This window comes from Streptomyces sp. NPDC047061 (genome assembly GCF_040643955.1).
Classification (GTDB): Bacteria; Actinomycetota; Actinomycetes; order Streptomycetales; family Streptomycetaceae; genus Streptomyces.
On record NZ_JBEYVI010000046.1, the window covers coordinates 46,397 to 60,395 of the forward strand.

General features: G+C 70.0%; 15 protein-coding genes. 8 read left to right on the plus strand and 7 right to left on the minus strand.

Annotated features, from left to right (window positions below; translation table 11 throughout):
* The first annotated feature begins 15 nt into the window (after positions 1–15).
* From ABZ887_RS42340 to ABZ887_RS42360, 5 genes are all read left to right on the plus strand, one after another.
* Entirely contained in the window at positions 16–888 is an 873-nt protein-coding gene (locus ABZ887_RS42340; protein WP_361302694.1) for an ABC transporter ATP-binding protein, read from the plus strand.
* Positions 885–1,664, plus strand: a complete 780-nt coding sequence (locus ABZ887_RS42345; RefSeq protein ID WP_361302697.1) for an ABC transporter permease subunit — start codon at positions 885–887, stop codon at positions 1,662–1,664. The genes ABZ887_RS42340 and ABZ887_RS42345 overlap by 4 nt, the downstream gene beginning before the upstream one ends.
* On the plus strand, positions 1,661–2,494 hold the full coding sequence (locus ABZ887_RS42350) for an ABC transporter permease subunit (RefSeq protein WP_361302700.1): 834 nt from the start codon (positions 1,661–1,663) through the stop codon (positions 2,492–2,494). Before ABZ887_RS42345 ends, ABZ887_RS42350 begins: the two co-directional genes overlap by 4 nt.
* A gap of 32 nt (positions 2,495–2,526) precedes the next feature.
* On the plus strand, positions 2,527–3,141 hold the full coding sequence (locus tag ABZ887_RS42355; RefSeq protein WP_361302703.1) for a nucleoside deaminase: 615 nt from the start codon (positions 2,527–2,529) through the stop codon (positions 3,139–3,141).
* A gap of 383 nt (positions 3,142–3,524) precedes the next feature.
* Complete coding sequence (locus tag ABZ887_RS42360) at positions 3,525–4,418, plus strand: alpha/beta hydrolase (RefSeq protein WP_361302706.1); 894 nt, start codon at positions 3,525–3,527, stop codon at positions 4,416–4,418.
* A gap of 226 nt (positions 4,419–4,644) precedes the next feature.
* On the opposite strand, the gene ABZ887_RS42365 is transcribed toward ABZ887_RS42360, so the two are convergent.
* From ABZ887_RS42365 to ABZ887_RS42385, 5 genes are all read right to left on the minus strand, one after another.
* Positions 4,645–5,301 (minus strand): NAD(P)-binding domain-containing protein, encoded by a 657-nt coding sequence (locus tag ABZ887_RS42365; RefSeq protein ID WP_361302807.1) that lies wholly within the window; start codon positions 5,299–5,301, stop codon positions 4,645–4,647.
* An 82-nt stretch (positions 5,302–5,383) separates the two neighbouring features.
* Complete coding sequence (locus ABZ887_RS42370) at positions 5,384–6,322, minus strand: SDR family oxidoreductase (RefSeq protein WP_361302709.1); 939 nt, start codon at positions 6,320–6,322, stop codon at positions 5,384–5,386.
* 165 nt (positions 6,323–6,487) lie between these two features.
* A complete protein-coding gene (locus ABZ887_RS42375; RefSeq protein ID WP_361302712.1) occupies positions 6,488–6,859 on the minus strand; it encodes a hypothetical protein in 372 nt (123 codons plus the stop codon).
* An 83-nt stretch (positions 6,860–6,942) separates the two neighbouring features.
* Entirely contained in the window at positions 6,943–7,566 is a 624-nt protein-coding gene (locus ABZ887_RS42380; protein ID WP_361302715.1) for an NAD(P)-binding domain-containing protein, read from the minus strand.
* Positions 7,567–7,684: 118 nt separating this feature from the next.
* Positions 7,685–8,419: an SDR family oxidoreductase gene (locus ABZ887_RS42385; protein WP_361302718.1), complete on the minus strand. Its 735-nt coding sequence runs from the start codon at positions 8,417–8,419 to the stop codon at positions 7,685–7,687.
* 208 nt (positions 8,420–8,627) lie between these two features.
* On the opposite strand from ABZ887_RS42385, the gene ABZ887_RS42390 reads away from it, so the two are divergent.
* The 3 genes from ABZ887_RS42390 to ABZ887_RS42400 all read left to right on the plus strand — a co-directional run bounded on the left by ABZ887_RS42390 (position 8,628) and on the right by ABZ887_RS42400 (position 11,304).
* Complete coding sequence (locus tag ABZ887_RS42390) at positions 8,628–9,539, plus strand: LysR substrate-binding domain-containing protein (RefSeq protein ID WP_361302721.1); 912 nt, start codon at positions 8,628–8,630, stop codon at positions 9,537–9,539.
* Positions 9,540–9,745: 206 nt separating this feature from the next.
* Positions 9,746–10,291 (plus strand): GNAT family N-acetyltransferase, encoded by a 546-nt coding sequence (locus tag ABZ887_RS42395; protein WP_361302724.1) that lies wholly within the window; start codon positions 9,746–9,748, stop codon positions 10,289–10,291.
* Positions 10,292–10,932: 641 nt separating this feature from the next.
* Complete coding sequence (locus ABZ887_RS42400; RefSeq protein WP_361302727.1) at positions 10,933–11,304, plus strand: BlaI/MecI/CopY family transcriptional regulator; 372 nt, start codon at positions 10,933–10,935, stop codon at positions 11,302–11,304.
* Between the two features lie 501 nt (positions 11,305–11,805).
* On the opposite strand, the gene ABZ887_RS42405 is transcribed toward ABZ887_RS42400, so the two are convergent.
* Together ABZ887_RS42405 and ABZ887_RS42410 are read right to left on the minus strand one after the other, a co-directional pair.
* A complete protein-coding gene (locus tag ABZ887_RS42405) occupies positions 11,806–13,389 on the minus strand; it encodes a multicopper oxidase family protein (protein ID WP_361302810.1) in 1,584 nt (527 codons plus the stop codon).
* Between the two features lie 107 nt (positions 13,390–13,496).
* Positions 13,497–13,985, minus strand: coding sequence for a hypothetical protein (locus ABZ887_RS42410; protein ID WP_361302730.1), 489 nt, complete (start codon positions 13,983–13,985; stop codon positions 13,497–13,499).
* Positions 13,986–13,999: the final 14 nt, after the last annotated feature.

The following is a 13,999-nucleotide window of genomic DNA, read 5'->3' on the forward strand; positions in this document are numbered from 1 at the left end:
AGAGGTCACCATCTGATGAGTACCGCAGCAGCCGTTCCCGAGCCGTCCGACGACTCGGGAGGCCCGGTCAATGCCGGCACCGGGCTGTCCCTGCGTGGGCTGAGCAAGGAGTTCAAGCTCGGCCGACAGCGCGTACCCGCACTGGCCGGCGTCGATCTGGACACGGCCGAGGGCCAGTTCCTGTCGCTGCTCGGGCCGTCGGGCTGCGGCAAGTCGACCGTCCTGCGGATCCTCGCCGGGCTCGACAGCCCGACCTCCGGTACGGCCCTCGTACACGGCGAGGACCCGGAGGCGGCCCGCAAACGGCACCACCTGGGCATAGCCTTCCAGGACGCCGCGCTGCTGCCGTGGCGCTCGGTCGCCGCCAACATCCGGCTCCCGCTGGAGATCAGCGGCATCAAACCCGACCCGGCAGCGATCTCCGACCTCATCAGGCTGGTCGGCCTCGAAGGCTTCGAGAAGGCCCGCCCCGCCCAGCTCTCCGGCGGCATGCGGCAACGCGTCGCCATCGCCCGCTCGCTGGTCGTCGACCCCAAGGTGCTGCTCCTTGACGAACCGTTCGGCGCGCTGGACGACATGACCCGTCAGCGGCTCAACCTCGAACTCCAGCGCATCTGGCAGGCCCGCGCGGTGACCACCCTGCTCGTCACCCACTCCATCAACGAGGCCGTGCTGCTCAGCGACACCGTCGCCGTCATGTCCCCCCGGCCCGGCCGGATCGTGGAGGTCGTCACCATCGACCTGCCTCGGCCGCGCACCCCGGAGATGATGCGCTCGCCCGAGTTCCACGCCTACGCCGACCAGTTGTCGGAACTCCTGTTCGGCCGCGCCGACGCCCCTGCCGAGGCCTCCGCCGACACCCCCGGTCCCGCGGCGGTGGCGTCGTGAGTGCGCGGCGTTCCGCCTGGACCGGCGGGGCCGTCGGCATCACGGCCCTCATCGGGGCGTGGTCGCTGCTGTCCACCACGGTCGTCGGCACCGGGGACGGCGTGCCCACCCCGTGGGCAGTCGTGGCGAGCGTGTTCGACGACGGCTGGACCTTCTACAGCCCGCATGTCGAACAGACCGTCGGCGAAGCCCTGACCGGGTATCTGATCGGCAACGCGCTGGCGCTGGGCCTGGCGGTGCTGGTGCTGCTGGTGCCCGTACTGGAGCGGGTGATCACGCAGATCGCGGTGGCCTCCTACTGCCTGCCCATCGTGGCGATCGGCCCGATCCTGTCCCTCGTCCTCGACGGGGACAAGCCGATGTCCGCGATGGCCGGGCTCTCGGTCTTCTTCACCACCCTCATCGGCGCACTGCTCGGACTGCGCTCGGCCGATCCCACCACCCTCGACCTGGTACGCGCCTACGGCGGCGGCCGCTGGCAGCAGATGCTTCGGGTCCGCCTGATCGCCGCACTGCCCAGCACGCTGGCCGCACTCAAGATCGCCGGTCCGGCGGCGCTGCTCGGCGCGATCATCGGCGAGTACCTCGGCCGGGTCGACAGCGGCCTCGGCATCGCCATGACCATCGCCCAGCAGCAGCTCGACGTGCCCCGCACCTGGGGCATCGCCCTGGTCTCGGGAGCGGTGGCAGGCGTCGCGTACGGCGCGGTCGGGATCGTCGCCCGCTACGCCCTGCCGTGGTCGCGCACGACGACAGTGGAAGGCGGACACGCATGAGCACCGCAACCCAGCCGCGGACGGCCCCCGCGCTGCGCTTCGCGGCGGGCGTGCTGCGCCCGCTGCTGAACGTGATCGTGACGATGGCGGCCGTCATCGTCCTGTGGATCGTCTTCCTGCAGGTCTACGACCTGGACCCGCTGGTGGCCAAGTCGCCGGTCGACATCTTCCACTACCTGTTCACGGGCGCGGACGCGGGCGCCCACCGCTCCCTGGTCTCGTCCGGTCTGGGCCGCACGCTGCTGGACGCCGGGTTCGGCTTCGTCGCCGGGCTGGCGGCGGCGGTGGGCGTGGCGGTCGTCTTCGTCCTCCTCCGGAGCGTCGAGCAGGCGCTGCTGCCGATGGCCGTCGTCGTACGCTCCGTGCCCCTGGTGGCGATGACCCCGCTCATCACGCTCGTCTTCGGCCGCGGCCTGATGGCCACCACCGTCATCAGCGGCCTGATCGTCTTCTTCCCCGCCCTGGTCACCATGACCTTCGGCCTGCGCTCCGCCTCCCGCCAGGCCGCCGACCTGTGCCGCGCGTACGGCGCCGGAGGCTGGACCGTCGCCCGCAAGGTCATGCTGCCCAGCGCGGTCCCCGCGTTCTTCGCCAGCGCCCGCGTCGGCGTCCCCGGAGCCCTGATCGGCGCGATGCTCGCCGAATGGCTCTCCACCGGACAAGGCCTCGGCTACGCCATGCTCAAGGACTCCTCCACCTTCGACTACGACCACCTCTGGGCCTCGGTCGCCGTCCTCACCGCCGTGTCCGCACTGGCGTACAACATCATCGCTGCCATCGAGACCCTCGCCCTGGCCCGCTTCGCGCCCGACATCCGCCCGGGCACCTGAACCCGACCCGCCTGCACCTGGAGACCTGCTCGATGGATGCCTCCGCCCTCGCCACCACGTTCGGCGCCCAACTCCCCCCATGGGTGCTGAGCGAACTGGCCGACGTGCCCGAGACCCTGCCCACCGACGAGGACCGCGTCCGTCTCACCAACCGTCTCGCCGAACGCAACCACCGGGAGGACACCGGCGGGCCGTTCGCCGCCCTGGTCGTCGAGACGGGGACCGGACGACTCGTATCGGCCGGAGTCAACCTCGTCCTGTCGTCAGGGCTCTCCTCCACCCACGCCGAAGTCGTCGCCCTCTCCCTCGCGCAGACCCGGCTGGGTGCATGGGACCTCGGCGCCCCGGGCGGCCCTGATCTTGAACTGGTCGTCAACTGGCGCCCCTGCGCCATGTGTTACGGCGCCGCGATGTGGTCCGGCATCCGGCGTCTGGTCATCGCCGGAGAAGGTCCCGAGGTGGAACGACTGACCGGCTTCGACGAGGGCCCCATGCGCGAGGACTGGGCCGAGCAGTTCGAGCAGCGTGGCATCCAGGTCGTGTCCGGCGTGCTTCGTGACGAGGCGGTCACGGTCTTCCAGGCCTACGGCGAACGCGAGGATGCCGTCGTCTACAACGCGCGCGGGTCCGTGACCGTCACCTCGTAGCCGACCCGGGTCGCGCCGCTCCGCGTGGGTCCGGTCAGGGTCACTTGGTGCGACCGGGCATCCCACGCGCAGTCCCGCAGCGCTTGCCACTACCCGGGATACGGCGGAGAGACCTGGGCTCCGCATTTTCCCGATACGTGTCCGCCGTCCTCCGTGCAGGCAGCACTTTTCGTCATCGGCGCGGGCGGTGAGGCGCCCCGGACCGCCGGCGCGCCCCGCCCTCGAGGACAGGGCACCGGCCGGCGGCTCCCGTGCCCTGGGACCGGTCGGCCCCGAGCAGACCTCCGCGGCGGCATCGGGGCCGACCCGTTGCGGGACGCAGGCCTATCCTTCATCATCAGGAATCCTGTTAGTTCAAAGTTGCAGCGATAGGCGGGTCGACCATGCCCTTCAGTCCCCGGATCCAGGCCAGAGGCATCCAGTTGCTGCTCGGCGGGATGATGACCCGCGTACACGAGGGCCTGCGCTTCACCGACGTTCCGAAGCAGACGGAGACCCTTCGGGTGGAGACCGGCGCCGGCCCGGTGGCCTGCACCGTCTACCGGCCGCCGGCCACCGCCGACACCCCGGCGCCCGTGTACGTCAACTTCCACGGCGGCGGCTTCATCGTCGGACGCCCCGAGCAGGACGACCACATCTGCCGCCGCATAGCCGCCACGGCCGGGTGCGTGGTGGTCAACGTCGACTACGCCGTCGCCCCGCAGCGGCCGTATCCGACCGCCGTCACCCAGGCCTACGACGTCGTCGCATGGGTCGTCGAGAACGGCCCCGCCCACGGCTGGGACGGTTCACGGCTCGCCGTCGGCGGGCACAGTGCCGGGGCCAACCTCACCGCCGCGGTCTGCCGTACGGCCCGCGACAGGCACACCTTCTCGCCTCTGCTCCAGATCATCGACTCCGCACCGCTCGACCAGCTCGCCGACCCCGCGAGCAAGCACTCCCCGATTCCGAAGCCGCTGCTCGCCCCGCGCCTCATGCGGGTCTTCACCGCCGCCTACGTCCCGGATCCCGCCGACCTCGCCCACCCGCTGGTCTCGCCCGGACTCGCCGACGACCTCGCCGGGCTGCCGCCGGCCCTGGTCATCACCGCGGAGCACGACCGACTGCGCGACGAGGGCGACGCCTACGCCAAGGCGCTGGAGGCCGCGGGCGTCCCGGTCACCCACCGTGTCTTCGAGGGCGTCGACCACTACTTCACCCACGCCGGCCCGGTGCCGGCCGGGAAGGAGGCCATCGAGCTGATGGCCGCCACCCTGCGCACCGCGTTTGCCACCTGACGGCCCACCACACTCCGGGACAGCCCATGTCCCGACATCGAGGTCCGCCGGGTCACCGACTCGGAGGCCGCCGTGCTCACGGGCGTCCGGTCCGCGAGAGCGGCAGGACATGGCACATCCCGGCGGATCCGGACGGCGACGAGTTCTGCGTCATGGCCCCGCCCGACACCTACCGGACGGGGCCATGACACGGTCGGGCTGTACCGCGATCCGCGCCGGCTTGCGGTTACCGCGTTGCGGCGGCAAGTGCCGCGCGGATGGTGTCCTCGTCGGCCGGCCGGCCTTCCTCGTCCGAGTACGGCCCGTACGGGCTCCCCCACACCGGCGTGCCCGTCGCCTGGCGCCAGCTGTCGGCCAGCGGTCCCGCGTCCACCACGCCGTACCCGATGGATTCGATGAATTCGGTCACCGCCGCCTTCGCCGGCGGGGAGTCCCCGGCGATCGGCAGGTACGAGCGGTCGGCCGCCGCCGGGCGGGCGAGTGACCGCAGGTGCTTGAAGAAGATGTTGTTGAACGCTTTCACGAGCATGGCGGCCGGAATGTACCGCAGCAGCAGCTCGCTCGAAGTGAGCGACCTGTTGTCGAGCTCGGGGATGTGTCCGTCTCGTTCGGGGCCGTAATTGCACGTGTCGATGACCGTCTTCCCGGCCAGGGGCACGGCGGGCACGTGGGGGAAGGCCTTGACCGGCACCGTGACCACGACGATGTCACCGGCCGCCGCGGCCTCCCCGCTCGTCGCCGCGGACGCCCGGGGCCCCAGTTCCGCGGCCATGTCCGCGAGCGTTTCGGGACCGCGCGAGTTGCTGAGCACGACCCGGTGCCCGGCCTCGACGGCGAGCCGCGCGACGGTACCGCCGATGTATCCGCTTCCGATGAATCCCACAGTCGTCATGTTCTCCGCGTCCCTCCGGAAGAGCCGCACCCTTGTCATGCGCCGGACCCGGTTGTGATGGGGGTCCCTGCCGTCAGCCGGCGGAGAAGTAGTGGCCGTTGTCCAAATCGGCCAGCAGGCCGGGCTGAGCGGGTTCCCAGCCGAGGGTCCGGCGGGTGATGAGGTTGGACGCCGGGTAGTTCTGCGTGACTATGTTCGCGAGGAACCCGAAGTATCCCGGCACCATGAGTACGTCCGCGGGAACGCTCACGGCCGGCAGGCCCAGACGGCCGGCGATGGCCTCGGCGATCTCGTGGAGCGGGATGGCCCCGTCTCCGACCGCATGCCAGTATCTGCCGGCCGGCCCCTTCTCCAGCGCCAGGCGGAACAAGGAGGCGACATCGCGGACGTGCACGGCGTTCCACAGGTTCGCGCCGTCTCCGGGATAGCCGACGAAACCCTTCTCCTTCGCGAGCGCGATCAGCTGCACGAGGAAGCCGGCACGATCGGTCGTGCTGTGCGCGATGTTGGCGATCCGCACGACCGAGGACCGCACTCCCCGGTCGGCGAGGGCGATCACGGCGGTTTCCACGACGTTGCGAACCCGCAGGGTGCCCTTGTGCTCATCGCCGCCGGGAAGGGCCGGGTCCTCCTCGGTGACCGGCCGACCCAGGTGCTGCCCGGGTGAGCCTATGCTCCCCGCCGCGACCAGCGGCTTTCCGGTTCCCGCGAGTGCCTCGCCGTACGCGAGCACGATCGGGAGCTCCGCGTCGGCCACGGCATCGATCCCGCCGGAGGGAAGCAGGTCCTGCCTGTGCGCGACGTGGATGACACCGTCGGAGTCCGCGGCCGCTTCCTTGAGGCCGTCGAGATCCTCGAGGTCGCCGCGACGCACCTTCGCACCGAGCCCGGACACCACCGCCGCGGCCGTGTCCGACCGGGCCAGGCCGGTGACCTCGTGTCCGGCGGCGATGAGCTCGGGGATGATGTACGAACCGGAATGGCCGGTCCCGCCAGTGACGAAAACACGCATGCGACTGCTCCTGGTGAGAGTAGGTGGAGGGGCGGCTTCTCCCCGTGCCGCAGATCCACCGGGGTGACGTGGCGCGAGAAGTGGTGGTGCGGGTGCGCTCAGCCGAGAACGCTGACGCCGAGGAAGAAGTCGGTGTGTTGACGGAGCGGGCAAAAGGCCCGGCTGCTACAGGGCGACGTTCTCCCGTGTCCGCGCCACAGCCGGTTTCCCGGTGTCCATCGGCCGCGGTCCCAGGCTCTCGACGAACGCCGACACGCGTGTCTCTGCCTGCGTGTCGCCGCCGGCGATGAACGCGTCCAAAAGGCGACCCTCGGCCGGGCCGACCGCCGGAACATGGGAGAACAGGGTGTTGAACGCCCGTAGGGCAGGCGCGCCGGCGGGGGCGGCCTTGGCGGTCTTCCGCGCGCCGGAACCGCCGTCGAGGGTGACAAAGCCCTGGAAATCGGGGTATACGGGGTCGGTGATGTCGATGATGGCCCTGCCCCACAGTGCGTCCCCGTACTCACGCACCACCGCCGTCGCGCCGGCGTACGGCACGGCGGGGACAACGATGTCCCCGGCCGGGTCAACCATGGTCAGGGCGCACGGCGCCCTGCTCGCCGACTGCTCGGCCCCGGGGCTCAGCCGGTGAACTCGTAGACGCCGAGGGCGAAGTCCCCGTGGCCGACCCCGTGGCCGGCGAGGCCCATCGTGACCAGGCCCACTCCTTCCAGCCAGTGCGCCATCTTCAGGCCGCCGACGTCCAGCGGGCGCAGCCCGAGGCTCTCGACGAATGCCGCCACGCCGGCCTTGGCCTGCGCGTTGTCGCCGGCGACGAAGACGTCGGGCCGGCCCTTCTCCAGGACGTTACGGAAGATGGTGTTGAACGCCTTCACGACGCTGGCGCCGGCCGGGGCCACCTTGGCGACTTCCTGCGCGATCGAGGTCTCCTCGCTGTGGGCCAGTCCGTCGAACGTGGCGTTGAAGGGGTTGCTGATGTCGACGACGACCTTGCCCGCGAGGGCGTCTCCGTACTCGGCGACGACCGGAACGACACCGTCGTACAACAGGGCCGTGATGACGATGTCCCCGGCCGGGACGGCGCCCCACTTGCCCGTCGTCGCGCCGCCGCCCAGAGCCTTGGCCAGGTCAGCGGCCTTGGACTCATCGCGTCCCATGACCTCGACGGTGTTGCCGCCCGCCACCGCGAGCGTGCCGATGGTACGGGCCATGTTCCCCGTGCCGATGAGGGTGATGCTGCTCATGAGGTGTGCTCTCTTCCCGTTCTCGAGATGTCGCTCTGTCTCGTTCGTGCAGGGTCAGGCGCAGGGCGTCGGCCGCGACGTTTCCGGGCCGGCTGCCGCGGCGTTCCCGGTGTGTGGTTCAGATGGCGGTGGTGCCGCCGTCGGTGACCAGTTCCAGGCCGTTGACGTAGCTGGAGTCGTCGGAGGCGAGGAACAGGGCGACGGTGGCGATTTCTTCGGGGCGGCCCATCTCTCCGCGGGGGATGAGGGACTCGAATGCGGCCTTGGCGGCCTCGTCGAACAGTTCTTCCTGTTTGGCGGTGGCGACCTGGCCGGGGGTCAGGACGTTGACCCGGATCTTGCGGTCGCGCAGTTCGTTGAGCCAGACGCGGGCCCAGGCCTGCTGGACGGCCTTGCTTCCCGCGTAGAGGCTCCAGCCGGGGAAGGCGCCGAGGGAGGCGTTGGATCCGGTCATGAAGATCGAGCCGTTGTCGTTGATCAGCGGCAGCGCCTTCTGCACGGTGAACAGAGTGCCGCGCGCGTTGAGCCAGAAGGCGCGGTGGAACTGTTCCTCGGTGATCTCGCCGAGGACGGCGGGTTCGCCCGTCCCGGCGCTGGCCCACAGCACGTCGATCGAGCCCTTCTCCCGCCTGACGGTGTCGTACAAGCGGTCCAGGTCGTCCAGTTCGGCCGCGTCACCCTGGACGGCGGTGACGTTGCGGCCGATCAGCTTCACGGCGTCGTCCAGCGCTCCCTGCCGCCGGGCCTGGATGAAGACGTGCGCTCCTTCCTCGACGAACAGTCTGGCGCCGGCCAGTGCCATGCCGGTGGATCCGCCGGTGATCACCGCTACCTTGCCATCGAGCTTTCCCACGATCACTCCGTTGAATTGACGGGCATCCGAAACAGTGCGCCCATCCTGAGCCTGGACCCTGCTATCAATTTCCGATGTCGAATTCCCGTGCCGGATTCGCTTCGGCCCCAATAGGTACCTGTTCAGGCTGCCATTGGCCCGAGTGGGTGTCCAAGACTTCTTTTAGTCGTGGTGATACCCTGAAGGCATCACCGGACTGGGAGACCCCATGGATCTGGACCTGCGCAAATTGCGTTACTTCGCCGCCGTGGCCGACCAGTTGCACTTCGGCCGCGCCGCCGATGAGCTACATATCGCGCAGCCGGTGCTCAGCCGGCAGATCCGCGCGCTCGAGCAGGATCTCGGCGCCTCGCTGTTCACCAGGGATCGCCACGGCGTAGCACTGACCGACGCGGGCCGACAATTGCTGACCGACGCCGGTCCGCTGCTCGCCTCCGCGGCCGCGGTCCGCCGCAGGGTGTCATCAGCCGCCCGCGGCAGCCGGCGGCTGATGGTCGGTTTCCGGGCCGGCATCCCGGTCATCCCGGCGGCGCGGGCGTTCGAGGCCCGGCACCCGGACGTGGTCGTGGACGTGCAACGGATCGAAGGGGACGACCAGGCCCCGATGCTGCTCGACGGCCATATCGACGTCGGCTATGTGCGGCTGCCCGTCGACGAGGCCGGCCTGCGCGTCACCCCCCTGTACACCGAGCCGCGGGTGGCGGTGCTGCCCGCCGGCCACCGACTGGCCGGCAAGGAGCAGATCACCGAGGCCGACCTGGCCGGCGAGCCGCTGGTCTGGCATGCCGACCCGAGCACGCAGCCCACCAGGCGCCCGCACCCCAACGCCGGGTACCTGGTGCGCGGGGTGGACGAAACGCTCGAGCATGTCGCGGCCGGCCGGGGCATCTCGTTCCTGGCCCGTTCGGCGACCGTGTTCTACTCACATCCGAACATCGTCTATGTGCCCATCCCGGATCTGGCGCCCGACCAGGTGTGCCTCGCGGTGGCGGCATCGCAGACCTCGCCAGTGGTCGACGACTTCATCACCGCCGCTCAAGCGACGGCCGAGATCACGGCAGAATGCGGGAACTATGAAATGTGGCAGCTTGGGGGCGATGCCGTTTCAAAGCGCGGTTGAGCAGTCCGCCTGACAACAGCAGCGCCAACAGGGGGCACACACCCACAGCAATTGCGAAGGCATTGAGCTCGGGGACGGAGGGGTTGGCGCACAGTGAGAATCGATATCGTCGCGCGACCGCCTCTGGAATGATGAAGACAGTGATCTCGTTGAATTCGTCAAAGGTATTGTCGATCAATTCGGGCGAGACAATTCCGCTCCCGGCGGTGGCCGTCGCCGGTCCGGGGGCGCCCGAGCCCCTCGGGGAGGCCCGGTCGATCGACGGCCTCACCGCGCAACGGCCGGCCCCGAAGGCTGATCACCACTACCTCTGGACGGAGACCGACTCCCGGCCCGGGACGGTGTCCGGGGAGATCGAGTGGCTGGACGCCGACCAGGCGCTGCGGGCGGGCCCACTCTTCGACCGCTTCTTTCCCGGCTCCTACGCCAAGCCGGGGGCGAGTGCTCATCGGCGGGCGGGAGTTGTCGCCGATCCGGACGGCGAGCCACTCGCCGTGGCCGCCGACGCGTGGTCCGCGCGCGGCTGCGGATACCTGGCGGGCGTCGTCACCCACCCCGACGCCCGCGACCGTGGCCTGTCCCGTGCCGTCCGCGGCTTCGTCCTGGACACCCTCGTCGAACGCCACGGCCGGGCCGTGCTGATGGCCGACGCCGCCAACGCGCCCGCGATCACCACGTACCGACGTCCGGGCATGACGGGGCGGCTGTTCCGCACAATGCGCCTCAGGACGGCCCGAGGTCCAACGGGCTGAGCGTTCTCAGAACCCTTGGCGGAAAGACCCCGTTCACGTCGGTGGCGTCGGCCCCGCTCAGGTGGGATGGCTCCGGCATCCACGTCTGGGACGGCACTGACGTCGTGTCGGCCCCGCGCGGGCTGGGCTTCCCCCGTCCCCCGCGCCAAAGGACGAGTACCTCGTACGGAACGGGGTGAACGTCCACAGTCGTCTCCGCGCACCCCGAGTGTCCCTTTGTGCCGCTTTCCATAGGGGCCGATTCTCGCCGCCCCGAGGTCGCGGCTGCTACGCCGTGATCTATGAGGCGCCCAGCACCCTGGTCATCGTCCGCCACTCGGCCACCCACCACAGCAGTGGCGGGCAGGACAGGCCGCGGCAGCCACTTCCGATTTCCCTGCGTCCCGCCAGCGCCCCGAACGCTTCCTGGATGGACACATTTCCCTTTCCAACGCACAGAGGCTCCGCTCCAGAAGTCGTACTGGTGAAGAGGTGTTCTTGAGGTGCGCGGTATTCCAGGTTCCGGCCGACGACAGCACATCACCCCGTCGGCAGGCTCGCGGCGGCCGCGGCGGACTCGTCCTCACTCGGGCCACCCCACCGGCCGTACTGCAGCCTTTACGATGACTCCTATTACCGCGGTGCAGAAGGAGACGCTGGGCATGCGACGGCTGGGTGATCTGGAGGCGGAGATCATGGACCGTCTGTGGAGGTGGAGGCGCCCGGCGACCGTGCGCGAGATCGTCGACGACATCAATCGGACCCGGCCCGTCGCCTACACCACCGTGATGACCGTGGCCAACATCCTCCACAGCAAAGACTGGCTGGTACGCGAGCAGAAGGACGGCCGGGCCTGGCTTTACGAACCGGTCCGCACTCGGGAGGAGTACTCGGCCGCCCTCATGGAGGACGCCCTGAGCGCCAGCGAGGACCGCCCGGTGGCGCTGACCCACTTCGTGGACCAGATGTCCTCCGCCGAGATCACCGCGCTCCGCAAGGCCCTGCGCAACGCGGGAAGACGCGCCGACACGTAACTGGCGCTGCTGGAGGACAGGGTCGCGCAGGCCGGATACGCGTGGGAGAGCGGAAGTACGTCGCCCCTGGCTCCCCGCTCGCTGCTGACGTCAACAGGAGCAGGGCGGACGTCGTCTCCGAGACGCCGGCAGATTCGGACGCGAAGTTCTCGACCAGTCGGGTGGGACACGGGCCGGCTGACGGGCAGGCAGGAAATCGACCGCCAAGTGGGCGTGCGCGAACCGCAGCCGACGGACCTCGGCGACGAACCCGCGCGGAAAGTCATCGGCCAAGGCGGGGCGGCACTGACCATCTTTCCCGCCCAGGGAGGTCCTGGACCGACGTCGTCATCGTGGCTACTTCCTCGTTGCCGCCTGGCGGCGGACCGTCGGCCGCTCGCGGAACTCGGACGGCAAGGAGACGGGTGACACCGACGCGCCGCGCGCAGACGACCGAAGCCGTCGGCTTCTCCGTCCGCACGGCGAAAGCGGTGCGGACGGAGGAGTCCGGTCTGACCTTCGTCAGGCCTGGTAGGCCACCAGCGCCATCATGCCTGCCTCGCCGTGGTAGGCGTTGTGGCAGTGCAGCATCCACTGGCCCGGGTTGTCGGCGTCGAAGTAGACGGACACCGTCTTCTTCGGCAGCACGATGGTGGTGTCCTTGCGCGGACCATCATTGCCGAGCTGGTAGGTGTGGCCGTGCAGGTGCATCGGATGCCACATCGTCGTCCTGTTCACGAAGTCCAGGCGGACCCGCTCGCCCTGCTCGACCAGGATGGGGTTCGCGGTCGGGTTGCTCATGTCGAACCGCTTGCCGTTGATGCCCCAGTCGTACCTGCCCATGCTGCCGGTCAGCTCGATACGGTGCACCCGGTCGGCCTTCTTCGTCGCCAGCCGGACGTCGTCCGCCGCCTTCAGCTGAGCGGCGGTCATGATCATGCCGTCGAGTTCCTCCGGGCGGACGGTCGCCATCGGTGCGCTGCCGGAACCGGTTCGGACCAGCGCCATACCGTTGGCATCCTTGCCCTCGGCGAGGGCGACCAGCGGGAAGACACCGTCCGCGAGGGTGACCAGGACGTCGTACCGCTCACCCATGCCGACGAGCAGGGCGTCGACCTGCTGGTGCCGAACGGGGTATCCGTCGGTGTGGGTGATGGTCAGTTTGTGCCCGCCGAGCGCCACCCGGTAGGCCGTGTCGCCGCCCGCGTTGATGATGCGCAGCCGCACGCGATTGCCCGGCTTGCCGGTGTACACCCCCGGATCGGCCGGGACACGTCCGTTGACCAGGTGGTACGGGTACTTCACATCGCCCGCGTCGCCACCGAGCAGCTTGCTCCGGGCCCCCATGGCCATGAACTTCATCGACATGCCGCCAGAGCCGGACGGCGAGGCGCTCGCGTCCGAACTCCCGCCGTTCATGCTCATGTTGCCCATGTCCATCCCGTCCATCCCGTCCATGCCCCCCATGCCCTGCCTGACCTCGGCGTAGACCTCATCGGGGGTGCCGGTGACACCGTCGACCCAGTCGTCGAGGGTGACGACCCACTCGTCGTCGTACTGGAGCGGTTCCTCGGGGTCTTCCACGACAAGCGGGGCGTAGAGGCCCCGGTCGAGCTGGACGCCGACGTGCGGATGGAAGAAGTAGGTGCCGGGGGCGTCGGTGACGAAGCGGTAGGTGAAGTTGCTGCCGGCGCGTACGGCGGCCTGGGTGGCCGGGGGTACGCCGTCCATGTCGGCACGCAGGGCTATGCCGTGCCAGTGGATGGAGGTGGTGGTCCTGTCCGGCAGCTGGTTGGACAGCTCGGCAGCGAGTGTGTCGCCCACGGACAGCCGCAGTTCCTTGCCTGGGGTTCGGCCGCTGAAGGCCCAACTGGCCGCCATGACCCCGCCGCCGAGGTCGAGCTTGGCTCGCGCGGCGGTCAGGGTCACCTGCTGCGTCCTGCCGGTGGTCCTGCGCTTCCTCTCGGCGGCGGCGACCGCCGCGCCATCGGGGCTGACCAGGGAGGGGGTGGAGCCGCCGGAGCCGCTGCTGCACGCGGCGAGCGCACCCGCGCCCGCGACGCCGAGCCCGGCCAGCAGGACGGAGCGGCGGTTGATGCTGTTCATGTCGTTCACGTGAGGAGTCCTCTACTCGATGTGCCGTCGGCCGGACCGCGCGCGGGCAGCACCGCTCGCGTCCCAGGGGGACGCGGCGGCGGCTCGCGGGATCCGGCCTAGATCAGCAGCCGGGAGAGGACGGAGAGATCCGGGGGCGCACGGTACGACGTCCAGGTCGGATCGCTCTGGGTGAGCAGGGAAGGGAAGGCATCCGACCGGACGGCGGTGACAGCGGCAGGCGGCGGCAGGATCTTCGCCGTGCCTGTGTCCCCGGCCGAGCAGTGCTGCATGCCGGGACCCGAGCAGGCGCCGCCCTCATCGCCCGTCGTCGGGTACGCGGTCCTCAGGACCGTGCCGTGCGCGACCGAGGCGGCCGGCGGATTCATGGCGGCGTGGGTGTGATCCATGCCGGCCGCCGGGGTCATGGCGACATAGGTGTGATCCATGCCGGCCATCGCGCTCATGGAGTGGGCGGGCGTGACAGCGGACGTCGTGTCGTGGTGGACGAGTACGGCGAGTGCGGCGAGCAGCGCGACGACCACGGCCCGCGCGCAGCGCGCAGCGCCGCCTCGTGGTCCGGCCTGCCGGTCTGTGGCTGTCGTCATCGCCTTCCGCGCCC